Genomic DNA, 23878 nt, shown 5'->3' on the forward strand with positions numbered 1-23878 from the left:
AGACTGATTCCTCGGTAGAATGATAAACTTTTCGGGTTGCTCTCTTTCTTCCGGCATTTGTAAATCCTACATGCCAACTACTTGACTTGCCGCAGCCCGCGAGCGCGCCTGGTCTTAGGGAGCGTGGTATATTTTCACATTCCCCCAATACCAGTAGCTTAGTCGCTTTCTGGCCGCCCCGTTCTCATGGAGGAGACGTTTGCACTTGTGAAAGGCCCGATACGCAACTCTCTGTTTTGGCGCAACATTCTCTGTGTCGCCGTCTGCCTGTTGATTAGCAGCGGTTGCAGCTTTCTGCCTCGAAAGAAAACCGTTTGGCAGCAACCTTGTTACGCTGAACCTAATCCGGATGGCATCGGAAACTGGTCGCTGGCGGTCGCGGAGGAAAGCTATGCAGCCGCACAGCATTCCGAGGCCGCCGAGTGCCCCGACTGCGTCGACCTCTATTATCAGGCAGCCACCACCAGTTGGCCTGTGATGGAACGTGAACTTGCCAAGCAAGGTAAGACCTCAGTTCGATCTGCCGAACTTCATCGCTCAGCGGTTGCCAAGCTGCTCGTAACGGCTCAGAGATTTGGTCGTTGGGATCCGTGCCGCGGAGTTACCGTTTCCACGACCTGTGGGAAGACCCACTTGCCGACGACGTATCAAGGATTCACTTGGGGACCGGAAGAATTTCGGCAACTTGAACCCGCCGGCAATTATGCCTCCCCTAATATATCTCGTGCGTTTCGCAATGGAGGGCTAGGAGTGCCATTGGTCGTAGTACGAGAGACGGCATACCGCCAGCCTTTCACTCAGAAGGAACGGATATTCTCTGCTACTGCCGTATTACGGCCGAATGACTCGCAGTCGGGCTACCAACTCGAATTTCATGATCCGTTGCGTGAGAACACGACCGTCGTAGCGGGAACTCAGGTTCCGCTGGCTAACGATATTACCGCACCTTTTGTCTTTGCAACGCAAGGGGAGAATCGACAGTGGCTCAATGGTTTTCTCTTGCCAGGAAGGGCCGACGATCGCGATGGCCTGTTCATGATCGAGCCATTTCAGCCAGGAAAGATCCCCGTTGTTTTCATTCATGGTCTGCTCAGTGATCCGGCCACATGGGTTGATGTTATCAACGAACTCCGCGCCAAACCGGAGTTGAATGAACATTACCAATGGTGGGCCTTTCGTTATGCCACGGGTGAGCCTTTCCTGACCAGCGCGGCTAGGTTACGGCGTCAGATGACAGAGCTTCGACAAACATACGATCCCACCCATTGTGATACTGCGCTGTCTCAGACCGTGTTGGTCGGACACAGCCTGGGAGGCCTAGTTGCCAAGCTCCAAGTTACCCAAAGCGGCGATCGACTCTGGCGAACCGTCGCCGACCGGCCGCTGGCGAATGTCCTGACGACTCCACAAACACGCCGTGACTTGCATGACGCATTTTTCTTTCCGCCCTCAAACTCCGTGGCTCGAGTCGTCTACATCGGCACCCCTCACGAGGGTTCACCCTTGGCACGTCGCCCCATCGGACGACTCGGCTCAGCGCTCGTAGACCCTTCTGAACGCTCTGAGATGATGCACAGTCAACTCGTCTGTGATAATCCGAATCTCTTCAGCCCCGAACTCCAGAAGCGTTTCCCCACGAGCATCGATCTCCTGGAGCCGACAAGTCCCTTGTTGAATGCTACGCTGGCGTTGCCCTATTCGCCCTCGGTGGCTTTGCATTCGATCGTGGGCTACGGCTATCACACATGCACCGGCGAACCCTCCGATAGTGTGGTTCCCGTTCATAGTGCGCGACTGCAAGGCGTCCAAAGCGAGAAAGATGTACAGGCCAAACACGAGTATCTCCACCGCGACCCAATCACAATAGCTGAGATAGCCCGTATCCTCCGTATCCATTTACGCCAAAATGGTCTCTACTGAGTGGCTTCAGGTGACAGTCTCGAAGTCTCGACTGAGAAGGAGGAAATACTTCCTATCGTAGCGAATACGCCGATAATAGGTTCTCGCGGTTTGATTTCTTATTTGCGTCCGAGCTACTGTAACCTAAACCTATAATGAGTAAATAAACTTCAAGATCTTCTTGGTCCAAACCTGTCTTATTTTAGGAAGGAAAATCCCATGTCTACAGATTCACCTGCCGTTGCGGCAACTGAGAAACTTCATGAATTACATCAACTGCGCGAACACTGGTGGGCGTTCTTAGCGCTCGGCATCGCTTTAATTGTGATCGGGTCGATTTGTATTATTCATCCATGCGTCGCTTCAGTAGCTTCGGTCGTACTGTTTGGATTCTTGCTGTTGGGGGGTGGAATTGCCCAGATTCTCAGCTCTTTCCTGGCGGCCCGATGGAGCGGCACGCTCATGCATTTGTTTGTCGGTGTACTCTATGGAATAGTCGGTTTTATGATCATCGACGCTCCCGCAGAAAATACTCTGCTCCTTACGAAGATTCTGGCAATCTTTCTGATGGTGGTTGGACTGATTGATATCCTTTCTTCGCTTATGCAAAGGTTTCACGGTTGGGGTTGGGTGCTACTAAACGGCGGTGTCACATTCCTTCTAGGACTCCTGATAAACCGCCAGTGGCCAAGTTCTGCGTTGTGGGTCATTGGCCTGTTCATCGGTATCGAGATGATTTTCAACGGCTGGTCTTGGATCATGCTGGGCTTGGGAATCAAGCCGCATGCAAAGGCTGCCTAGGGACCGCTCAATAGTAAAGAGAAGTTAGAACTCAAAGGGCTGGTCGCCAATCCCGGTGACCAGCCTTTTTGTTTTCCGCACAGTCATGCCGCAACACGGCACTCGGCCCAGCGAAGCAGTCAGACTACTGCGTCAACAAATTCACGACATCAGTGTGTCCGTTTTGTGTGGCAAAATCGAGGGCCGTGTCACCATCCACATCCCGGATAGTTGGATCTGCTTGGTGCTTTAAGAGAATCTGCACCACTTTAAGTTGACCCTCAGCAGCGGCATGCATGAGCGACGTAAAGCCTTCACCCGTATCAACCGCATTGACATCGGCACCGGCGTCAATCAGCAACTCTACCGTCTCGCCGTTGTCAGCGGTTGCAGCAAACATGAGTGCGGTACGCCCGAGGGCATCACGATGGTCTAACTCAGCCCCATCGTCTAGCAAGAGTTTCACAATGGGTGTGTGCCCATTAAACGCCGCCAACATCAGCGCAGTCCGTTGCTGATCATCCGCCTGATTGACATCGATTCCTCCATCGATCGCCTGCTGAACCTTTCTGCCATCTCCAGCTAAGGCAGCATCCTGGAATGCCGAGAAATCGACTTCAACCTGTTCAGTTTCGGGGGTTGAAACATTTTGCGTCTGCTTTTTCGTTTCCTCTGAGGTCTCTTTCGCCGATCTCTGAGGCACGTCGACCGGAGAGTCGTTGCTGATCGGTTCTTCTACTCCCATCTTTGCCAACTCTTCTGACTGCTCGCAACCGATCAGTAACATCACCAAAGTTGCCGAGAAAATAATACTCATAGACCAACCACAGCAGACTCGAAGGTCAGGAGTTTTCATAAGGTATGCCTGGATAGGTAATTTCGGAAGCAGGGAGCTCTTCAATCCCTCGCTTTCAAACGGGGCATTGAGTGCTTGAGACGGCCAACCAATGTTAATGATTCACCACAAGAATCAAAGAGCAGAGCCCGATGCGACTCGAACCCATGACCGACAGTTAAATGTGCCTTCTTGCCAGTAGAACGCATTGACCACACTTTGCATAGTAGTCTATTTTAGGCCTTCTAGCTTCGGCTACGTTACAACATTGGATCGCCAATGTGACACTCTTGCGAATGGGTGAACAGTGGAGTGATGCCAACATCAAAGGAGTCACTGTGTTGATGTAATGGCTGGGAAGTCTCTCGGGTTACTAGTAGGCGTATTAAGTCGATGAGACGCTTTTCTCTATGGTTGATCTATAGTTTGATTTCAGCACGAGCACTATATTTCGTTGAGATGTAAGCATGCGGCATCGTTGGGTACTACCTTCGTAGCAAAGTTCACTTGTTCCGCTACTTTGGTTAGTGTTGCGATAGCTCACAACTTTTGAACATGCCTTAATCAGTGAAAGAACCAAGTACGGGTGGTGTCAAAGGATGATTGCAGCGGTTTTTTTCACCGGAGTCGATTGGGCAGTACTGATCGGCTACTTCGTAGGCATCATGGCGCTGGGTTTGTTCTTTTGGCGGCGCAACAATTCTGCTGACCAATTCACCTTGGGTGGGAGATCACTCCCAGGCTGGTTGTGTGGACTTTCGATCTTCGCAACCTACCTGAGTAGCATTAGCTATCTGGCCTTGCCAGGAAAAGCGTTCGTGGATAACTGGAATGTCTTTGTCTATTCCTTGGGTATCCCTTTGGCTGCGTTTATCGCAGTGCAGTATTTTGTGCCCCTCTATCGCAATTCAGGAGAAGTCTCGGCCTACTCTTTGCTTGAGACGCGATTCGGACTGTGGGCCAGAATCTATGCGAGCTGTTTCTACTTACTCTACCAAGTCGCTCGAATCGGCGTGGTAATGTATCTGATGGCGTTGCCCATGGCAGTATTGTTCGGTTGGGATATCCGTAAAGTGATCATCGTGACCGGAGGGATCGTGACGGCGTATTCTTTCGTTGGCGGAATCGTCGCTGTGATTTGGGCAGATGCTATTCAGGCGATCGTCTTAATGGCGGGGGCGATTCTAGCTCTAGCCATTCTACTGGCAGGGATGCCTGGAGGTCCCACGGAAGTAATCGAAATTGCCAGTGAGGGCGGCAAGTTCTCGCTCGGAAGTAAGTCCCTGTTAGATGTTTCTCAGCCGACAATTTGGGTCGTGCTTGCCTTTGGATTGTTTGACAATCTGAGAAACTTCGGCATTGATCAGAGTTATATTCAGCGCTACCTCTCTGCAGAAACAGATGGAGAAGCGAGAAAAAGTGTGTGGTTTGGTGCGTTACTTTATGTTCCTGTCAGTGCCCTTTTCTTATTCATCGGCTCTTCTCTTTATGCCTACTACGTGACTCATCCTGCTGATACGCAAGAGGTGCGAGTCATCGTTGCAGAGCAAAGGTTGATGCAAGCTGGCGTGCCGGTTGATTCCTCCAGTTACCAGGAGCAACTTAGCCGTACAGCGAGCGAGCTGACCGACAAAGACTTAGGAGACCGTGTATTCCCGCACTTTATCGCAGCGAATCTTCCCCAAGGTGCTCGCGGGCTGTTGATCGCGGCAGTCTTCGCAGCAGCAATGAGTACCGTCTCGACCTCCCTCAACTCTTCAGCCACCTTGGTAATGAGCGACTTCTACAAGCGTTTGTTGAGACCCGAATCGACCGATGCGCAGCACGTAGGTGTACTACGCGGTGCGACTATCGTTTGGGGAGCGATGGGAACGATCATGGCGCTCGTGCTAGTACGGCTGACGGAAAGTGCACTCGATGTATGGTGGCTGATGTCGAGTGTCTTGGGCGCGGCAATCGTCGGTCTATTCCTCCTGGGATTGATGGTACCTAAGATCACCAGCAGAGGAGCTATTGTCGTTCTCGGCGTGGGAATGCTCGTAATTGCGTGGATGACCTTTTCCATAAGCAACTACTGGCCGGAATCGCTTAGCCGTTTCGCCAGTCCATTTAACTCATTCTTAGTAATCGTCATTGGGCCGACGACGATGGTGCTTTTAGGCTTGTTGTTCTCACGACGAAAATCGGTCCACTAACACGTCAAATTCCGCCATTGGGAGCAATCGGGGAACAGGCTCCCAAATGTTCTTGCAAACAGTTCACCAGACGAGAGCCATAGCGCGTTGTCCATTTACATTCGTTGTCCTACCCCTCTTCCACCATCGCAGCTAGCCTTTTTGTATTAATCAGCATCTGAGCAACCAAATTATGAGGAGTCGACCAATGCTTGCCGATTCCCAATAAGAAACTACCGATCTGCAATTGCCTGGGAAGTCGTCGTGGTTTGGCCGATTCGCTCTTTTCAAAAACGATTGGGTTCCAGAAGAGCTGACCGTCAACCGGAAAGAGACCGTGAGGTGCATACAGCGTGTGAAGATCGCCGCTATATCGACGATTACTTCGCAAGTGTGTCGTCACGGCAGGGTGGAGATAATGGAACGGAGCGTGAATGAAAAGTTTTCCTGAATCTCGCAAGTTGCTGCTGAGCCATCCAACCAATGAGAGCGGATCGGGGACATGCTCTAACACGTCAAGGCAAATCACCGCGTCAAAAGAGTTCGGCTCAAGTTGCTCCGGAGTGTCAAGCATGGTGACTTGGAGATTGCCTCGCTCAAAAATCCGACGGGCGAATTCGGCACACTGTTGGGAGATTTCGAAATAGGTTACCTCATGACCGAGTTGGGCCAGATAGTAGGCGTCGATTCCCAAACCGTCGCCAAAAGTTAGGACTCGCTGGGGCGCAGTTGAGACTTTGGCAAGGTACTCTCCAATCCAGCTTCGCATTTCGTTCTTTAAACCCGACCTATTCCAAACGAGCGTCTCATAAAGGAACGCATCAGTTGAGGCATAAAACTGCTCTAATTCGGAACTCCACTCGTAGAACTGAATTCCTTTCTCAGCCATAGCTCGCCGCACACTTCCTCCCAGGTCGGTATGCTCCTGCTTGAATTGAAATGCAACCTGATCCGTCGGCGTCTCACTTATCTCTGCAATCAGCTCGATTAAGAACTTATTGATTCGCAGGGGAGGGATGAGAGGATCGACACTTGCTGAAGTAATCATGGGGTTTTACTAACCTCATTCATGGTGAGGTACTCTAGCATGTGAATGCCATCGGGAGGAATGACTTCATAGGTGATGCCGCTCCATTTGACTCGCTTGGCAATGGCTGCCGCGAACATGGCATAGCTAATTATGACGAATGATACCGGCAGGACTCCTAGCATGCGGCATCGAGCGGGCCAGTCGATTTTCGGAAATTCGATACCCTGTACCTTCAAAGCTCTCCGAGAAATGGACCGATGCAGCCATTCGGAGAGAATCTGACAAGAGATGATTTCCAGAACGAGTCCGCCCAACATGATTCCACCCAAGCGGCCGTAGCCGCTGATTAGGCCGCACACTCCAACGCACAAGAAACCAGTAAAAACGATATAGACTAACGACAGGCCAATCAATAGCGGAATCCATCCTGGATGATACAGTCGCGTCCATAAGAGTTGCCTCTTCATGAAATTGAAGACCGCACTCAGGGAGCAACTTTCTTGATTGAGAATCATCACGTCAGGTTGTACTTCAATGCTTAGTCCGGCATGCCGAGTCAATTTTTGAAAGATAACCTCCTCACTAAACGAGTCAGCGATTCCATCATGATAGCTTTCGGTATTGAACAGAGATCGCTTGATGGCGAGCGAACCTCCCCAAGTAGCTCGTATAAAATACATAGGGGGTACACAGAGGGTATTGTAAAAGAACCGAGTGAGTCCTCCCACAGAGTGCACCGTAGGATCATACCAACGATTGCCCGTCACAAGCCCAACGCCTTCGACTAATAGCGGCCGAATCAAGTCCCGAAGCCACGTCGGATAAGTGAGCGTATCAGCATCGGCAAGGACCACGGCACCAACGTTGTCGGGCAAACTGCCAATGCATTGCATGACAGCGCTCGTTTTGAGATAAGCATTCGATAAAGGATTTTCCAGATAGGAGATTTCCAGTGAGGTGCCTGGATTCTTTGCACTCCATTCTTGGATAATCGCGTTCGCTGGATCGGTCGGGTGATCGATGACTGCATACACTTGATACCGTGGGTAATCTTGGCCCGCAAGTCGAGTTAGGCACTCGTTCAAGGTTGGAGATGCTCCTCTTGCGGCTAAAATTATCGCAGCATTTGGTAACTCTGCTTCTTCGATCGGCGGTAGTTCGTAGTCGGAAAACCAGTGGAGATAATGTGCCACACCCCACACGGGAACCAGCACCATTAGTCCGATCAGGCTCAAGGTGATCAACATAAGAGCATAGAATGCTACGCAGGTTGAGATTGGTCTTTGCGCGGCAAAAGATCGTAATCAGATCTGTCGCAAGCCTGGTCCGCAACAGCCCGTCCCAAGGCCACGATAAACAATTGCTCAGGCGATCCATCCACACCACTGGAAACCTTTGCCTTCAAAGTACTCAAGGGTCCTGCAAGTTTCTGCCCTTGGGAAAGATCTCCGCTTGAGTCCTTTTGCATCAGGGCTACGAGCAGATCGGCTGGCATGGTGATTGTCGCACAACTTGAAGAATTGCTTCCAGGTTTTAACGCAATGATTTGATCGCCCTTCAAGGTGATGATCCATTGCCCACCACCAGGACCAGTGAGATCGAGGCAAAGTTCCTGTTTGGGATGCTGATTCTCGAAGGGTTGATCTTGCCGAGTCGGAACATTTCTCACGGCCTTCTCAAGCAACTTGCCCACATTTAAGGGGTTCCGAGCCTCTGGAAGGCGGCGTTTCCCCCAATTGTCTTCCTCTCCATACTTCATAAAGCGGTGGAACATTGCTTCATCGATAACAGGGCAGGGGAGATGCCCAGCAAACTTCTCCAAATTGGTCAAATCGAATTCGGGATCGCTATATTCATAGTCCCGGTACAAGGTGGAGTTCTCGTAGGCATGGCGTTGCAATTCCCCGTCAGAGAGTTCCAGCTCTTCGGCATGGCCGATGAACTCCACGCCGGTCGAATTGAAATAACTGCAACCCGCCTCGATCATCTGGCGAGGGGTCATTCGCACTTGTGGCGCGATATGAAAGGTTCTGCCGTGTGCTTCGGTATTGCAGAACAAGTGGCTAATAACCGCCGCTGCCCAATCGACGGGAATCACGTTACGTTGTTCTTCTCCGGTTAGATGGAGCTGCACTTCTGTGCGACGAACGCCATCGGAATCGGGCTCCGTGTTGCGGGCCAGTATGCACATAATCTTGAGATAAAGGAACAGACCATGATAGGTGTTCGTGTAGCCGGTCCGGGAATCGCCAGCAATCACAGCAGGGCGATAAACAGTAAGTTCTTCGATGAAGTCGTCACCGCGAACTAATTGTTCAGCCTGAAGTTTGCTCTTTTCGTAATCGTTGCGGAAAGCCTGTCCGCAGTCGAGTTCAGATTCATACACCCGATCCTCGCGCATTCCGCAGACGTAGGCGGTCGAGACATAGTGAAGTTTGCGAATATTCGTATCGTGGCAAAGCTGCAATACATTGTGAGTGCCACCGACATTTGTTCGCCATGGTTCGCCATCGGCTTCCTCGAGGAACGTCAGTGATGCGGCACTATGAATGACCGCGTCGCAATGCTCGGCAATCCACTGACGTGATTCTTCGTCGAGACCTAGATTTTCCTCAGTGATGTTTCCAGCAAGAATGACGGGGCGACTCAATTGCATCTGCAAGTCGTTTTCCCAGAATTGCAGGATCGATTCTATCCGCTGCTGAATTGTCTGCTGGCGGCTTGGCCGAACAACCACGGCCAGTCTCTTGCCGGCCAGTAACAAATCACGAAGCAGGTATCGCCCCAGTAGGCCGGTGGATCCGGTCAAAAGTGTGTACTTTGCCAATGTTCTCTTTCCTCGTCTAGCGGATTAAATGCCGCCGCCTTCCTTTTCGCTCACATTCACAAGCCCGCCATTCTAGGCGAGCCCCACCAGACGGGCAACCGGTCGAACATGGGCCCGCCACAGGGGTATTGTGATCTGTTCTAAGAATTGTCAGTTTCAGGCGAAGGCAGTTTGTCTGCCTGAAAGAAACCTCCTGTACGCCCCAGGAGAAGGGCAGGAAGTACCACGAGATCCCCCACCAGGGCTACGGAGAGCATTGCGAACATAAGCCAGGCAAAACGGGCAATAGGTACAAAAGGGCTAAGTGCATAGACGAGCAGACCTAGTCCGCAGATGAGAGTCGTTTCGAGCATTGCCAACCCACACTGGCGATAGGCCAATGCGACCGCTTCTCGGCGATCGCTACCTTGGCTGAGACCCCGACGAAACCACGAAAGAAAATGCAAAGTGTCATCCACAGCGATTCCCAAGGCAACACTTGCTGTGAGCAAGGAGCCGATATCGACCCTTACGTGGATCAATCCCATGGCACCAAAAATAATTGCGCATGGCAGTAAATTGGAAATCATCGAGACCCCGCCCGCAAGCAAGCTCTTGATTCCGATCTGCCCGCGTTGTAGGGGAGAAGTTGCCTCCCTCCATGCTGGCCATAGATGGACAAACGCCAACAGGACCATGACAACTGAGATCAGCCAGGCGGCCGACAAAAAACCGGCCTTTAGGTCAACCAACATTTGCCGCTGTGTCTTTTGCACCAATGGCACTCCACCACAATAGACAAGCGACGTATTCTTGAATCCGAGTGCGCTTGCTTTCTCTAGGAGTGGGTCGAGTTCGTTGCTCAATGAATTCATGACTTCGCTGAACTTGAATATACTGCCTGCATAGGTGCGGGCACTAATTCTCCAGAGTTCTTCGTTGGGAGCTTCGGCGAAGAAGCCGTTCTGGGCAAACTCTGTGCGAAAGTTTTCCAGCTGGTTGTTAATGAACGTCTCACGGGCCACCTGGAACGGGCGGCGACTCTTGCGCTCGATTGGCGGGGCAAAGGTGGCAGCCGAAATGACAGCTCCAATCTGTGGGTGGTTGTCGACAAGACGAGCAATCGTTGCCACTAGGCGGAGTTTATCCAACATCCCCGGGGCGCTGCTCCCCGCTTCGGCATTAGGCATGCGCAGCACGATTTCAAGTGGGACCAAAGGACCGATATTCTCCTCGAACCAATCGTAATCCTGGATGATCCGCGAGTCATGGGTGAATAAATCGTAAACACGCGCGCTGGTTTGAAGTTGGGAGATTCCCCAACCACTCACGATAAAAGCAATCACGGTTGCAACCAGAATCGGCCACCGCAATCGTTGAACGATGTTTTGGAGAGTCGTCCAGGCAGTTGATTGGGGAGGACTCTCATCGGGATCCTCAGGCAGTAGCTTCAGCCTGGGGCCAAGCCATGAGAGCTGGCAGGGAAGCAATATAAACAGGATTCCTGTAGAAAGTAGCAATCCGACCGTGCCAAAAAAGGCAAACTTATCGACAGGTACCAGTGAACTAACCATCAGAGAGATCAAGCCAATCCCTGTTGTGGTCGTCGACAACAGACAAGGAACCAGTGCGTGCCTCATGGCCTGCGCAGGGGCATCTTCCAGGGAGACTTCACGGAGGCTGTCACGATAGTAATTCAACACATGCACGCACGTCGATACGGCCAGCACATACACTAGCGAGGGCACAATCAGCAAGACGCTATCCATTTGCGTCCCTGAGAGCGTTATCACTGCCAGGCTCAACTGCTGACAAAACAAAGCGTCGAAGAATACGATAACGGCTAGTCCGACACTGCGAAACAAGAGCACCATCAATAAGATACTCAGCCCATAAGAACCCAACATCATCGCAGCCATGTGGCGGTTACTTGCTTCGTCGATTGCCATCGAGTCGAGCGTCAGTCCAGCGAGGTGCAGATCGTTCTTAGTCAGACTCTTTTCTTGCTGAGCCCATTGTTCAATGGTCTGAACGACTTCGTCCCGATAGGGCCAACCCTCTTCAGACATCAATACTAACAGACAACCGGTTGTACTCTGGTCGCACGTAAGCCATCCACAGAGTCGTTTCTCAGCCTCCCTCCGCGATAGCGAAAGCGGCTCGGCCTGCAATTGAGCAATCACATCCTGCGGGGTCATGACTTTTCTAGTCAATACGATTCGCTCCCCATCACCCACGTCGATAGGGCTGCTCAGGAGATCGGCTAGCTCAGTTGCCCGTGGATCTTCGAGCGTAAAGCCATCCCAACTCACTACGAGCAAATCGTCAGAAACAAAGTGTTTTTGAAACCAGCGTAGGTCGTTCGTCTCTGCAAACGATTCCGGAAGCCAATCATCCGTATTAGTCGATCCCCCTTGAAAAGCTTCCAAGGCCTTCCATACCACGAAAGGATAGACGAGTAGCACTAGAAGTAAGACAGCATCTCGATGGCGTAGGAAAAAAGAAAACCCCATCTATTTGCACAGTTCCGCGGTGCGTTGGCGAAGAGGTAAGAAATGGTCTGCAGATGAACGCGGATCTAGCGGATTAGCGCGGACTCATTCCCCACCAATTCAGACACCTGTTTCGATTGGTTTTGCTGATGACACCTATCTGAGCCAACCCAGATCATTCAGATCCGTGAAAATCCGCCCAATCAGCGTTCATCCGTGTTCTATATTCTTAGCGATCGATTTCACCCATCACAATATCCAGCGAACCCACGATGGCTGGCACATCGGCAATCAAGCAGCCTGCACACAAGGGGCCGGTGACCGATAGATTGCAGAAGGAGCTGCTGCGTGCACGCGTCCGCCAGGGTATCGGGGAACCGTCGCTAACGAGATAGAAACCCATCTGTCCGCGTGGTGCTTCCGTTTCGAGGTAGGCCTCACCCACAGGGAGTTTCTGGTTGAGTTTCACAGGTTCGCCATAATTGCCGGTTGCTGTGCTGTAGTATTCGATCGCCTGGCGGACCAAATCGATGGATTGAATTACTTCAAGCATCCGCACATAGAATCGATGCCAACAATCGCCAAGTACTGCATCAGAGGGTATTTGGGGATATTTGTGGTCTTTGGGGTAGTGCCCATTTTTCTCAACGATCACCTCAAAGGCGTAACCTTCGTACATGGCAGTATAGATTTCCTCGCCATCTCGCCGGAGGTCATGGTCCACACCACTTCCTCGAAGTACCGGCCCACTCGTGCCATAGCTAATTGCCATCTCCGGCGAGAGAAGGCCGATCCCGGCTGCTCGCTTGACGAAAATCGCATTGGTTGTCAACAACGTGTGGTATTCAGCAATAAGCGGCTCGAACTGATCCAGGAATGCCGAGCATTTTTCTAGCCAACCCGGTGGCAAGTCAGCAGTTGCCCCTCCGACAGTCAAATAGCTGTAGGTAAGTCTTGCGCCACACGCCTCTTCAAAAAGATCAAGAATCTTCTCGCGCTCGCGAAAGGCATATAGAAACGGGCTGAAGGACCCGAGGTCCAAGCCATAAGCACCCATGCCAACAAGATGGCTGGCGATGCGCCCCATTTCGCTAATGATCACCCGCAAGTGACGTCCCTTCTCGGGTGGCTCATACTTCATTAACTTCTCGACAGCCAGTGACCAGCCGAGATTCATATTCATGCCCGCGAGATAGTCCATCCGGTCGGTGTAGGGAATCCACTGCCGTGGGGTTAGGTTCTCTCCAATTTTCTCAGCACACCGATGTAAGTAGCCGATGTGCGGAGTAACCTCGGAGACGATTTCACCGTCGGTACGAAGCACCAGCCGCAACACCCCATGCGTACTCGGGTGCTGAGGACCCATATTCACCAACATCTCGTCGGTGCGAACATCAAATTCAATGACCCGAGGGTCGTCGATAGTAGCGGTCATATATTTTCCGTGGCAGGACTACCTGCCTCTGATTCCGTGATATTCCAAAGGCATTTCATAGTCTTTTCGCAAGGGATGTCCCACCCAGTCTTCCGGACACAGAATTCGTCGCATGTTTGGGTGATCGATGAATTCCACTCCCAGCAGGTCGTAAAGTTCGCGCTCATGCCAGTCGGCCGTAGCCCAGATCATGGAAACCGTATCGAGTTGTGGCAAGTTGCCGACTTCATCGTTCTGCCAGCGCGGGAGCATCACCTTGAGTACCAGGCTGTGCTTGTGTTGCATGCTGAACAGATGGTAGACGACTTCCAAATGAGGTTCCCATTCAGCTTTGGCAGCCTTCTTTTCATCCGTATGCAAATAGTCCACTGCAGTTATGCTGTTGAGGTAGTCGAAAGCCAAACTCGGTTCGTCGCGAAGATACTGGCACACTTCGACGATTCCCTCTGGCGTGACCTCGATCCAGGGATCGACATTTTCCAGATTAGCGCCCGAAATCTTGTCGCCAAATTTCTGCTTGAGTTGGTCAACGAATGCTTGTCCGCTCATGGTTTCATCACAGAGAGAGTGTTGAGGATATTTGTAATACTATCGCCGACAAATTGGGGGAGCAGCAAACTCTAAGGGCCGAAATATTCTAAGCCGACAGCACCGAACCACCAGAACGCTGAGTCGCTTCCATCGCACGAGGGGGCGCTCTCCCCACAACTTCGCCGCGCTGATTCGTGGTGGCTCGCACCCAGTCCAGGTCTCCCCGTCGCCAGACGTACGCAAACCCCACCAGCAAGACGGCAAAGAAAACCGCGATATCTGCGAACGAAGTCAAAGCCAGCTTACGCGCAGTGGCACGAACTCCTTCGGCGCCCCCTTCTCCTACGACAGGAGCGGCACCCATTTCCTCAAATCGCATCGCCGCCATCGGCGAGAGTTGGTTCGCGTCCCCTTCGGAAAGGACTTCTGACGCAACAATTGGCATGTTCGGAGAGGTAAGTTGAGTCGCTTTCCCAAATACCGTGGCCCAAGGAAAAAAGAAGGCAATTTCGACATCGAAAATGATAAACAGCAACGCAACCACGTAGAAGCGCAAGTCGAATTGTACAAAACTAGAACCGATTACCGGCTCGCCACATTCGTAAACCTCGAGCTTCTCTTCATTAGGCAGATTGGGACGGACAAGTCTGCCAATGAGTAGATTCGCAAAGAGAAAGACCGCGGCAACGCCAGCGAACAATGCCAAATAGGCCACGACTGCAGTAGGTGTTGCCATAATTACTGTTTAATTTCTAAATTAGCCGCGATCGCGATACTGTGCGTCGCAGAGTTCAGCGTTTATTGATTCGGACCACCATGTACCGGCTCGGTGATCACCTTGGACTGGGCTACCGCCGTCGGATTGAGCGACGATCTGCCCCAAGCCACGTCAAGTGGCAAGCGAGAGAAATCGACAACACATCCATCCCGGCTATAACAACTCAAATCGTGAGTACCTCCCATGAAAATACAATCCACAGGACATGGTTCTACGCACAACGCGCAAAACATGCATTTGGTATAGTCGATTGCGTAGCCAGTAATCTTAAAGCCTTTGCCTCCCTCGACTTTTTCTTTGCCGATGTAAATACAATCGACTGGACATGCCTTCGCACATTGATCGCACGAAATGCAGGTTGTCAGATCAAAGCGATGGAAGCCCCGATAGCGAGCTGCTACTGGCACCGGCAATTCGGGGTATTCAAAATGTTCGGTGAATGTCTTTCGATCTGGGCGGTAAGTCTTGAACCAGGTTCGCAACGTTACCCACATTCCGTCGGCAACAGTATACACCGCCTCAAAAACGTTTCCCAACCATGGCCAGACTCGTTTGAGTCCCTGGATCATAATTTGCCTTGATCCTCTCCGTTGAATGTCAACCAGCGGTCTCAATGGTAATGAGCAACTGCTGCTAGCTTCGTTTAATCAAATGTGCGAAACCTGAATTATAGAACGACTTCCTAACGTCGCAACCGCTAGAAAGCGCGATTTATTCAGCAGGTCATGACCTCTAGAGTAGAGCGAGTCCGAGTGAGAATTAAGCGGCTACCAAAGTGGTGCCCGGATAGAGAAATGAACTGACAATTCGACATGGCATAGACTACCCGCGTGGCATGACAAACGGATGCTGGAATCGGTTACTGCTTGGTCTCGGCACATCCCCCCAGAGCATGGGGCATGCCAGAATTCCTCTTGCGTCCAAAGTCCAGGAAGAATGCGAGCGAAATCGGGGCCATAAATCAAAAAAAACTTCACAATTTCTAATACTAGCTTCAGTCTGGTGAAAGTTATCAATCGCTGGGATTGGGATAATTGACAATTCTGGTCCAGAGTAATGTATGGATATAAGTTCCTTTATAGTAATAGTTTACGGAGATCTTAGTGTGGTCCCGGTTGGGGCGGCATGCCGAATTCCTTGCTTTTCACACTGAATGGGCGTCAAATTGCATGCCAATTCCCTTCGTTCAGACCGAAATGCCGAGCTTGTGCCCTATCCGATTGCTTGACTACGGTCAATCACCACGTAGAGTGGATTACAGGGACTTCACTTGAAGTTCCGCCCGTTTGCGGAAATCCACCTCGTATTTTGACCTTCGGAATTTTGCAAACAACAACTCGGGGGCCGCGCCGATTTTATCTAAGGTGAAATGAAGGCTCCTGTTACGAAGGAATCGACCCATGCTGGTTTTATCTCGAAAAAAGAATGAGAGTATCGTTATCAACGACGACATCACGATCGTGGTCGTTGAGATTCGCGGCGACAAAGTTCGTTTAGGCGTTGAAGCTCCTAAAGAAGTTCCAGTGCATCGTAATGAAGTCTACGAAGCAATTCGCCGTAATTTGCCCGTCTCAAACGATACCGCTAATAATGAAGAACCAGCCGAGCGCGATTCTCTCAATTCTGCTGAGTAATTCCGTAGCCTAGGCTCAAGGCCTGCGATGACAGCTAGGGCGCTTCGGCGGTTTTCCGGGTAAAGATGGCTTCCCCGCTTCTACTCTCCCACTTGACGTCCGCCGACGATTATCTTACCTGTATAGTCCCACAGCGTAAGTGCGTGTGGCGACAAGCAGCCTGTCAATCATCCCTCCAGCTTCAAGTTGGCCGAGATGTTATTGATATCGGCCCCTTCGTCTAGTGGTTAGGACACCGGCCTTTCACGCCGGCAACGCGGGTTCGAGCCCCGCAGGGGTCATTACATTATCTCTACAAGCCATTCTGCTTCATAGTAGCAAGAAAGCGGACGGCACACGGAGTGTGCCTGCTCCGTTCCCACATTGCTGAACCCATGGCGGGCGACTTCTGTCGTTTGTATACTCAAAAGGCTGTGCCCGCAGCGTAGGAAACCTACCTTCACCCTCCAGAGATTTAGGCCAAACTAGATGATCAGAGTGGCAATCCTTGGTGCTACCGGCTATACCGCCCGGGAATTGTTGGAGCTATTGCTCCGGCATCCCGAAGTGGAGGTCACTGCGCTGGGAACCCGCCAAGAGGATCGCCCCCACCTTGCAAATGTGCATCCGGCCCTTCGAGGTCGCATTGATCTGTGCCTAGAGAATCTTTCGCCTGCCGAAGTAGCCGAGAGGGCCGACTGTGTCTTCGGCTGCTTGCCCCATGGTGCTAGTGCAGAAGTCATCGCGGAACTATTGGACAACGACTGCCGGGTAATCGACTTTAGTGCGGACTATCGATTGAATGATCCCGACGTCTATGAGAAATGGTATCAGGTGAAGCACCCCGATCCCAAGCGGATGGGAAAGACGGCGTATGGGTTACCGGAGTTGTTCCGTGATCAGATTCGCGGAGCCGACTTGGTAGCGAATCCCGGCTGCTATCCCACCGCTGCGATTTTAGCCTTAGCGCCCTTGCTGAGAGCCGGCAAGGTCAATCCGCAAGGAATAGTTATTGACGCCAAGAGTGGCGTCACCGGTGCTGGACGCTCGCCCAAAGCACACCTTCATTTCCCCGAGATCAACGAGAATCTCATGCCATATGGTGTCGGCACGCATCGCCACACTCCCGAGATCGATCAGATCCTCAGCACTTGGGCGGAAGTGGAAACCAATGTGGTATTCACACCACACTTGATCCCAATGGATCGCGGAGAGCTGATCACTGCATATGCCGATGTGACTCCCGGCACCACGGAAAATCAGTTGCGGGAAACTTTGCAAGAATTTTACAAGGATGAACCTTTCGTCCGCATCGTTGATCATCTACCGGGTACAAAGGATGTTGCCCACACCAATTTTTGCGATGTGACGGTGCGTGTTGTCGGCAGCAAAGCGGTGATCATTGGCGCGATTGACAATTTGATCAAAGGGGCGTCCGGGGCGGCAGTACAGAATTTCAACGTGGTTTACGGCTTCAAAGAAACAATGGCCTTGCTTTAGGGCGTTCGCTATGTCCCTTCAGAATAGTTGATTGACAATCTGAGTTTTCGGTGGATGGCACTATGGCAGAGAAACTACCCAAGGGTTACCGAGCGGCTGGCGTCTACACGGGCGTCAAGAGAAACCCCACCAAAAAAGATCTCTCGCTGTTCATCTCAGATCGCCCCGCGATTGCTGTAGGTGTCTACACGCAAAACTTGGTCGTGGCGGCACCAGTCAAGTTGTGTCAGTCCAGGACCCCCGCAAAGTCTATTCTGGCCGTTGTGGCCAACTCAGGTGTGGCCAATGCCTGCACCGGAGAGCAAGGCGATAAAGATGCGCTTTTCATGGCCGCCAAGACGGCCCAAACATGTGGAGTCGACCCCGAGCAAGTATTGGTCATGTCGACAGGTGTAATCGGCGAGATGCTGCCGATGGACAAAATTTCAGCCGGCATCGACGAGGCCTTTCCGTTGCTCAACACCGATGAGCAATCACTCGTCGATGCAGCTCGCGGGATTCTAACGACCGACACTGTCCACAAGATCAAGACTCGGGAGTTTGAGATCGACGGTGTGCAGATTTGCATCACCGGTGTCGCCAAAGGTGCAGCCATGATAGGACCCAACCTGGCTACGATGCTGGCCCTGATCCTGACCGATGCGAATATCAGCGCCGACGATGCCGACGCCGGCCTCAAGGACGCCGCCGATGAATCATTCAATTGCATTAGCGTCGACGGCCACACGAGTACCAATGATACGGTTCTCTTGTTAGCCAACGGGTCAGCAGGTGGCCCCCAACTCTCTGGACCTGCCTTGGCTAAGTTCCAAGCGACTCTGGTCGAGGTTTGTGAAGACCTGGCCCAATCCATTCCGGCTGATGGCGAGGGGGCATCCCATCTAATTACGGTTGAAGTTCACGGCTGCCAAACACGCAGGGATGCCGTCAAAATCGCCAAAACCGTTGCTGACAGCACTTTGGTCAAGACAGCGATTGCCGGGAATGACCCCAACTGGGGACGCATTGTCTCCGCAGCGGGCTACGCTGGTATAGAGTTTGATCCTGCCAAGGTGAGTCTCCTGGTCAATGGCATGTTGCTATACGATCAAGGCCAACCGGTGAAGTTCGACGAAGCTGCTGTTTCCGAGTCCATGCGCTCCCAACGCGATACGGGCATTGTGCTCTTGATGGATGGAGGGGAAGCCTCGGCACGATTTTGGACCACCGATCTCACTGCGGAATACGTTCGACTTAACGCCGACTACCATACCTGATGAACCCAGCCCTGAATCGAGCCAGACGCGGTGCCCTGTTTCTTGGCCTCGTTTGCATTACCTCGATTCTTTCCTACCATCTGTGGTTCAACAAGCCGCTTCTTGAATCCATCTACTGGACTGTCATCACGGTGGCGGGAGTTGGTTACTCACAGAGCCCTGAGCCAGATGTCGGATCAGCCCGGCAATTTCTCTCGATTATCGTTATCGTCTTCGGCATGGTGTCGATGGCGTATACCCTTGCCATGTTCATTCAGGCGATCGTCGAAGGCCAAATCGACCGCGCCCTGGGAGCCAATCGCATGCTCAAGCGAATCGACAAATTGGAAAACCATGTCATCATCTGCGGCTTTGGTCGGGTGGGACAGAATCTAAGTCACCGCCTGGCTCGACACAATGTGCCTTTTCTGATTATAGACCCCAGTGCGGACTGCCTTGCCGAGGCACGGGCCCAAAAGTTTCTTACGCTCGAGGGCTTGGCGACCGAGGAAGACGTATTGGTAGCCGCGGGAATCGAACGCGCCAAAACGATCGTCATCTCCGTCAGCAGCGATGCCGAGAGCGTGTTTTTGACCCTCACCGCGCGAAACATGAACCCTTCGATCCACATTCTTGCCCGGGGTGAACATCCCCAAACAGAAAAGAAGCTACTTCAAGCTGGTGCGAACGAGGTCATCCTGCCAGCTGTGATCGGTGCCGAGCGCATGGCAGAAAAGATCGTCAATCCAAGCGCTGCGGAGCCGTTTAGATTCAGCGACCACTACTCGGGTCTGAATGCCGAACTCGATGAATTCCAATTCACAGCCGAGAGCCCCTTTGTTGGTCAAACTATCGGCGCGGCCGAATCGCAGCACCAAGCCATGATCGTCGCCCTGCGCAAGGCCACTGGCGAAACCGTGTTCAATCCTGCCAACGAGGAGATTCTGTACCCAGGAGACACCGTCGTCGTCATGGGCCCCGAAGCCGATCTAGAGAAGTTCTACGAAACCTGTGTCGAAGAGAGGCAGTTAGCTGTTAGCTATTAGCAAGAGTTGGATTTCACTAAAAGCTAACTGCTAATCGCTAACAGCTTTTCACCCCTTCACCGCCGCCACCAGAAACGTCGGATTCAGCGAATCAAACCGCAATCGCTCCAATTGCGGCTTTCCCCGGGCGATGTTGAACATCCACACTTGCACCTGTGATGTTTTTTGCGTCAGCGCCTTGTTGACTTCATCGAGTCCCTGAATGCTAACCACTACGGCGACCAATCGTCCCCCGGGATTCAATCGCTCAAACGCCAACTCGGCCAGTCTCGCTATTTCCTTGCCGCTCCCTTCGATAAACACCGCATCAGGATTCGGCAAATCGCTCCACACCTCAGGAGCCGTCCCCAAGACGGGGGTTACGTTTGATACGCCGAAACGGTCGGCATTCTCTCGGATGAGCGCTTCGTCTTCTTTGTCCTGCTCGATGGCAAAAATCTGCCCCTCAGGGGATAGCTGCGCAGCCTCGATGCTCACCGATCCGGACCCCGCCCCCACGTCCCACACCACACTGTCAGAGTGCAAAGCCATCTGCGCGAGTGCCACGGCCCGCACCTCTGCCGGCGTCAACAAGCCGTGCTTGGGGGTCGATTGCACAAACTCTTCGTCTGCATTACCAAACTTACTGCGAATCCGTGACCTGCGAGGTTGGTCGGGGATGTCAGCATCGCGCACCAATACCATCACATTGAGCGGCTGAAACTCCTGTGCGGCAATCTCTGCCACGGTTCCACGAGTAACTCGCTCGTTACGAGCTCCCAGGTTCTCGCACACATACACGGTGAAATAATCAATTTTCCGCGCGAGCAACTTCTTCGCGACCATCGCCGGGCTAATTGCATCCGTGGTAAACAGCCCCACCTTCATGGCTCCACGAATTTTCTCGATGACAGTATCGAGTTTATGATTGGCCAGATTCGTGAGATACGCCTCGTCCCAGTTTTCTTTCACCCGAGCAAACGCCAACTGCATGCTGCTCACATGTGGGATAATGTCACAACGATCGTTGCCGAGCCGGTCGCAGAGAAACCGAGCCAACCCATAGAACAAGGGATCCCCATTCACGAGCACGGCGACTTTGGCGTTCCCGGCAGCGTCGATCTCCGAGGCGACCGCATCCAAATCCGTCCCAACGATCAGCCGCTTTCCCGGTGCCTCAGGCACCAATGCCAGGGTCCGCTCCTTACCGGCCAAAAGATCGGCACCAAGAATCAACTGCCGAACCGAATTGGAAACGGCTTCGAGTCCATCATCACCAATACCAATAATCGAAACCGACTGCTTGGCCACGTCTATCCCTCCTGCGAACGCGAATATACAAAAAATCGTTACCCCCAGCGTAACGATTTTCCGCCGCAACGCAAAGCCGCGTCAGCAATCGCAAGTTTGGCCGAGACGCCCCTGGTTAGCCGCGACGCGCCCGGCGAGTCCTGCTCGTAAGAGTGGATCGCGTTTGCCCCGCCAGCCGAGAAACCCCTGCGGCACTTGTCGATCCAGTCAATCTCCGCTCGACTAGAGTGTAGGAGTAAGATTACCATGAAGAAAACCTTACACAGGAGAAGAACCCATGTCTCGTTTCATTGCAGCATGCTCCATTGTCTGCCTCGCTTTGTTCACATCGATCGTAGCGGCACAGACACCCCAGTTCCCATCGCCTCAAGAGGAACATGAATGGCTCAAGCAGTTCGAGGGTGAGTGGGCTACCTCATCCAAAGCCACGGCTTCGCCTGACGCTCCCGCCATGGACTGCTCAGGTACGATGAAATCGCGTCAGGTCGGCGGCTTCTGGGTCGTCAATGAAATGCAAGGCGACATCGGCGGCGTTGATTTCAACGCCGTGCAGACACTCGGCTACGATCCTGCGAAGAAAAAATATGTGGGCACGTGGGTTGATTCCATGACCGACCACCTCTGGCAGTATGAAGGGACGGTAGACGAGTCGGGCAAGAAACTCTCACTTGTTGCCGAAGGCCCCGACATGATGGGCACTGGCAAGATGGCAAAATACCGCGATAGCTACGAATTCAAAACCCGCAATCTGGTCGTCGCAACCGCAGAGATGATGGACGACAAGGGAGAATGGGTCACGTTCATGACCGGTGAAATGAAACGGAAATAACCCAACAGATTTTTGCCATGAGTCCCTTTGAAGGAGATTGCCAGCCGACCCGCGTGCCGCTGTTGTTCAAGTCGGGGCGTCCGACGCTTCCTTTTCCCCATCCGTGGAATTTCCAGCGCCCCATCGACATTTTGGATGCCTATTTTTGGCAGGCCGATGAGGAAATCGGCCCCGGACGCCACAATCGCTACTTGGATGTCCCTGGCTTTCCTGCCGTACTCGTCACTCGAGATCCAGGGATTATCCGCGCAGTCCTTACCTCCACAGGAGACCGCGAGGGGCAGTTCGACCGCGATACACTTCCTTCGACTGGCATCGCGCGGGCGACCGGTGAAGATACTCTCCTCTTCGGCAATGGGGCGATGTGGCGCAAGCAACGAAAGGCATCTGCCGCCCCATTTGGCAAAACAGCCCTCTTCCAAGTGGATGTCTTCTTTAAGTTTGAAGAAACGTTCCGCAAAACAGTGCGACAGCGGCTGCTCGTCCTTCGACAACATCTGCTTGACACCGGGTCCCCGCGTCTTCAGATCGCCGTCGAGCCAGAGATAAAAGCGTTGATGTTGGAACTGCTGGTGGACTGTTTCTTCGGAGCTTCGATAGACTACCAAGAAATTCGCGACAAGTATGTTCCTGCATTGGAACGCGTCATCGACCACATTGTCCGCGATACGGTTACCAATCGGCTCGGTTTGCCACGTACAGTGCTGGCAAAGATAAGTCGCAGCTATGCCCAAGCCAATCGGGATTTTGCTACCTTCGACGAACTCACCGATCGAGTGCTGGCCGCCAGGCCTACCGGCCGCGGCCTGTGGGAAAAACTCCAGACGGAAGCCTCCGACGAAGCTCTGCGGAGCAACATCAAAGTATTCCTAGCGGGTGCCTTGGAAGCGACAACTTCGTTTGCCACTTGGGCAATCTCTCATCTAGCAAGGAACGAAGCTTGGCAAGAGAAAGTATACCGCGAGGTCGAAGCCATGGCTGATTATTCCCCGGACCAAATCGCTGCCGCTCGGCACTTGGGAGCAGTTCTCGACGAGACGCTGCGTCTAACGCCGTCGCTCTATTTTCTACCCCGCAAGGCAACCGCACCCATCCGGATCACCACATCTGACGGCCGCGAGATGCTCATTCCCAAGAATACGCACATCCTGCTCGACGTCTGGCACGCTAACCGCCATGAGGACCATTGGGGCGCAGCGACGACAGGTTTTACAGCCACGGAATTTGCCCCCGAACGTTGGGAGCACCTGTCAGCTGAAAAAGGACCCTCGAAGGAACACCTTCACTTCGGGTTCGGACATGGTCCCCGCGTTTGTCCGGGCAAACACATCGGCCAACTCGAGGTGGCACTCGTGGTGGGAGTTTTTATAAAGATGTTCCGTTTCCGAGCCTTGCATGATGAAAACCCAGTAAAAGCAGGCGTCTCCACCAAACCCGCCGACGGCACACTGGTCGAACTAGAACTCCGCGAACCCTCCTCCGGAATGACCACTGCAGACGAGTGGGAAATGCTCCTCAAGAACCCGTCGGATAAGTAATTTCAAACACCACCAGCCACCAACTCGTCCCAGTCGAGCCGTAAGTGTAAACGCCCGGAGTTATTCG

The 23878-nt window shown here is 52.6% G+C and carries 19 protein-coding genes and 1 tRNA gene; 10 read left to right on the forward strand and 10 right to left on the reverse strand.

Annotated elements, in window-relative coordinates:
* The first annotated feature begins 207 nt into the window (after window positions 1-207).
* Both Pr1d_RS10830 and Pr1d_RS10835 read left to right on the forward strand, forming a co-directional pair.
* Window positions 208-1920, forward strand: a complete 1713-nt coding sequence (locus tag Pr1d_RS10830) for an esterase/lipase family protein (RefSeq protein WP_168205175.1) — start codon at window positions 208-210, stop codon at window positions 1918-1920.
* Window positions 1921-2118: 198 nt separating this feature from the next.
* A complete protein-coding gene (locus Pr1d_RS10835; protein ID WP_148073538.1) occupies window positions 2119-2700 on the forward strand; it encodes an HdeD family acid-resistance protein in 582 nt (193 codons plus the stop codon).
* Window positions 2701-2824: 124 nt separating this feature from the next.
* Here the strand turns inward: Pr1d_RS10835 and Pr1d_RS10840 are convergent, their stop codons facing one another.
* Window positions 2825-3496, reverse strand: coding sequence for an ankyrin repeat domain-containing protein (locus Pr1d_RS10840; RefSeq protein ID WP_168205176.1), 672 nt, complete (start codon window positions 3494-3496; stop codon window positions 2825-2827).
* Between the two features lie 617 nt (window positions 3497-4113).
* On the opposite strand from Pr1d_RS10840, the gene Pr1d_RS10845 reads away from it, so the two are divergent.
* Complete coding sequence (locus Pr1d_RS10845; protein WP_148073540.1) at window positions 4114-5709, forward strand: sodium:solute symporter; 1596 nt, start codon at window positions 4114-4116, stop codon at window positions 5707-5709.
* 109 nt (window positions 5710-5818) lie between these two features.
* On the opposite strand, the gene Pr1d_RS10850 is transcribed toward Pr1d_RS10845, so the two are convergent.
* The 8 genes from Pr1d_RS10850 to Pr1d_RS10885 all read right to left on the reverse strand — a co-directional run bounded on the left by Pr1d_RS10850 (window position 5819) and on the right by Pr1d_RS10885 (window position 15329).
* Window positions 5819-6736: a class I SAM-dependent methyltransferase gene (locus tag Pr1d_RS10850; RefSeq protein ID WP_148073541.1), complete on the reverse strand. Its 918-nt coding sequence runs from the start codon at window positions 6734-6736 to the stop codon at window positions 5819-5821.
* Window positions 6733-7965 carry a glycosyltransferase gene (locus Pr1d_RS10855; RefSeq protein ID WP_148073542.1) on the reverse strand — a complete coding sequence of 411 codons (1233 nt, stop codon included), beginning with the start codon at window positions 7963-7965 and terminating at the stop codon, window positions 6733-6735. Before Pr1d_RS10855 ends, Pr1d_RS10850 begins: the two co-directional genes overlap by 4 nt.
* A gap of 14 nt (window positions 7966-7979) precedes the next feature.
* Window positions 7980-9545 (reverse strand): SDR family oxidoreductase, encoded by a 1566-nt coding sequence (locus Pr1d_RS10860; protein WP_148073543.1) that lies wholly within the window; start codon window positions 9543-9545, stop codon window positions 7980-7982.
* A 140-nt stretch (window positions 9546-9685) separates the two neighbouring features.
* The gene (locus Pr1d_RS10865) at window positions 9686-12037 is read right to left on the reverse strand and encodes an efflux RND transporter permease subunit (RefSeq protein WP_148073544.1); all 2352 of its coding nucleotides are present in this window, start codon (window positions 12035-12037) and stop codon (window positions 9686-9688) included.
* A gap of 208 nt (window positions 12038-12245) precedes the next feature.
* Window positions 12246-13451, reverse strand: a complete 1206-nt coding sequence (locus tag Pr1d_RS10870) for an NADH-quinone oxidoreductase subunit D (protein ID WP_148073545.1) — start codon at window positions 13449-13451, stop codon at window positions 12246-12248.
* Between the two features lie 18 nt (window positions 13452-13469).
* A complete protein-coding gene (locus tag Pr1d_RS10875; protein WP_148073546.1) occupies window positions 13470-14000 on the reverse strand; it encodes an NADH-quinone oxidoreductase subunit C in 531 nt (176 codons plus the stop codon).
* An 88-nt stretch (window positions 14001-14088) separates the two neighbouring features.
* Window positions 14089-14718 (reverse strand): NADH-quinone oxidoreductase subunit A, encoded by a 630-nt coding sequence (locus tag Pr1d_RS10880; protein WP_148073547.1) that lies wholly within the window; start codon window positions 14716-14718, stop codon window positions 14089-14091.
* Window positions 14719-14780: 62 nt separating this feature from the next.
* Entirely contained in the window at window positions 14781-15329 is a 549-nt protein-coding gene (locus Pr1d_RS10885) for a NuoI/complex I 23 kDa subunit family protein (RefSeq protein WP_148073548.1), read from the reverse strand.
* 831 nt (window positions 15330-16160) lie between these two features.
* Here Pr1d_RS10885 and csrA point away from each other — a divergent pair.
* The 5 genes from csrA to Pr1d_RS10910 all read left to right on the forward strand — a co-directional run bounded on the left by csrA (window position 16161) and on the right by Pr1d_RS10910 (window position 20154).
* A complete protein-coding gene (gene csrA / locus Pr1d_RS10890; RefSeq protein ID WP_210417954.1) occupies window positions 16161-16394 on the forward strand; it encodes a carbon storage regulator CsrA in 234 nt (77 codons plus the stop codon).
* Between the two features lie 209 nt (window positions 16395-16603).
* Window positions 16604-16675: transfer RNA gene (locus tag Pr1d_RS10895), tRNA-Glu, on the forward strand.
* Between the two features lie 187 nt (window positions 16676-16862).
* Complete coding sequence (argC, locus tag Pr1d_RS10900; RefSeq protein WP_148073549.1) at window positions 16863-17873, forward strand: N-acetyl-gamma-glutamyl-phosphate reductase; 1011 nt, start codon at window positions 16863-16865, stop codon at window positions 17871-17873.
* Between the two features lie 62 nt (window positions 17874-17935).
* On the forward strand, window positions 17936-19129 hold the full coding sequence (gene argJ / locus Pr1d_RS10905) for a bifunctional glutamate N-acetyltransferase/amino-acid acetyltransferase ArgJ (protein WP_148073550.1): 1194 nt from the start codon (window positions 17936-17938) through the stop codon (window positions 19127-19129).
* Window positions 19129-20154, forward strand: a complete 1026-nt coding sequence (locus Pr1d_RS10910; RefSeq protein WP_148073551.1) for a potassium channel family protein — start codon at window positions 19129-19131, stop codon at window positions 20152-20154. Before argJ ends, Pr1d_RS10910 begins: the two co-directional genes overlap by 1 nt.
* Window positions 20155-20202: 48 nt before the next feature.
* Here Pr1d_RS10910 and cbiE read toward each other — a convergent pair whose 3' ends face one another.
* Complete coding sequence (gene cbiE, locus Pr1d_RS10915) at window positions 20203-21444, reverse strand: precorrin-6y C5,15-methyltransferase (decarboxylating) subunit CbiE (protein ID WP_148073552.1); 1242 nt, start codon at window positions 21442-21444, stop codon at window positions 20203-20205.
* 277 nt (window positions 21445-21721) lie between these two features.
* Here cbiE and Pr1d_RS10920 point away from each other — a divergent pair, with 277 nt between their 5' ends.
* Together Pr1d_RS10920 and Pr1d_RS10925 are read left to right on the forward strand one after the other, a co-directional pair.
* Window positions 21722-22273 carry a DUF1579 domain-containing protein gene (locus Pr1d_RS10920; RefSeq protein WP_148073553.1) on the forward strand — a complete coding sequence of 184 codons (552 nt, stop codon included), beginning with the start codon at window positions 21722-21724 and terminating at the stop codon, window positions 22271-22273.
* A 17-nt stretch (window positions 22274-22290) separates the two neighbouring features.
* Window positions 22291-23811, forward strand: coding sequence for a cytochrome P450 (locus Pr1d_RS10925; RefSeq protein WP_148073554.1), 1521 nt, complete (start codon window positions 22291-22293; stop codon window positions 23809-23811).
* Window positions 23812-23878: the final 67 nt, after the last annotated feature.

This window comes from Bythopirellula goksoeyrii (genome assembly GCF_008065115.1).
Classification (GTDB): Bacteria; Planctomycetota; Planctomycetia; order Pirellulales; family Lacipirellulaceae; genus Bythopirellula; species Bythopirellula goksoeyrii.

Coding starts and splice junctions, on each gene's coding strand:
- Pr1d_RS10835 (WP_148073538.1), top strand. CDS start 2,119: ATGTCTACAGATTCACCTGCCGTTGCGGCAACTGAGAAACTTCATGAA.
- Pr1d_RS10840 (WP_168205176.1), bottom strand. CDS start 3,496: ATGAGTATTATTTTCTCGGCAACTTTGGTGATGTTACTGATCGGTTGC.
- Pr1d_RS10845 (WP_148073540.1), top strand. CDS start 4,114: ATGATTGCAGCGGTTTTTTTCACCGGAGTCGATTGGGCAGTACTGATC.
- Pr1d_RS10850 (WP_148073541.1), bottom strand. CDS start 6,736: ATGATTACTTCAGCAAGTGTCGATCCTCTCATCCCTCCCCTGCGAATC.
- Pr1d_RS10855 (WP_148073542.1), bottom strand. CDS start 7,965: ATGTTGATCACCTTGAGCCTGATCGGACTAATGGTGCTGGTTCCCGTG.
- Pr1d_RS10865 (WP_148073544.1), bottom strand. CDS start 12,037: ATGGGGTTTTCTTTTTTCCTACGCCATCGAGATGCTGTCTTACTTCTA.
- Pr1d_RS10870 (WP_148073545.1), bottom strand. CDS start 13,451: ATGACCGCTACTATCGACGACCCTCGGGTCATTGAATTTGATGTTCGC.
- Pr1d_RS10875 (WP_148073546.1), bottom strand. CDS start 14,000: ATGAGCGGACAAGCATTCGTTGACCAACTCAAGCAGAAATTTGGCGAC.
- Pr1d_RS10880 (WP_148073547.1), bottom strand. CDS start 14,718: ATGGCAACACCTACTGCAGTCGTGGCCTATTTGGCATTGTTCGCTGGC.
- Pr1d_RS10885 (WP_148073548.1), bottom strand. CDS start 15,329: ATGATCCAGGGACTCAAACGAGTCTGGCCATGGTTGGGAAACGTTTTT.
- csrA (WP_210417954.1), top strand. CDS start 16,161: ATGCTGGTTTTATCTCGAAAAAAGAATGAGAGTATCGTTATCAACGAC.
- argC (WP_148073549.1), top strand. CDS start 16,863: ATGATCAGAGTGGCAATCCTTGGTGCTACCGGCTATACCGCCCGGGAA.
- argJ (WP_148073550.1), top strand. CDS start 17,936: ATGGCAGAGAAACTACCCAAGGGTTACCGAGCGGCTGGCGTCTACACG.
- Pr1d_RS10910 (WP_148073551.1), top strand. CDS start 19,129: ATGAACCCAGCCCTGAATCGAGCCAGACGCGGTGCCCTGTTTCTTGGC.
- Pr1d_RS10920 (WP_148073553.1), top strand. CDS start 21,722: ATGTCTCGTTTCATTGCAGCATGCTCCATTGTCTGCCTCGCTTTGTTC.
- Pr1d_RS10925 (WP_148073554.1), top strand. CDS start 22,291: ATGAGTCCCTTTGAAGGAGATTGCCAGCCGACCCGCGTGCCGCTGTTG.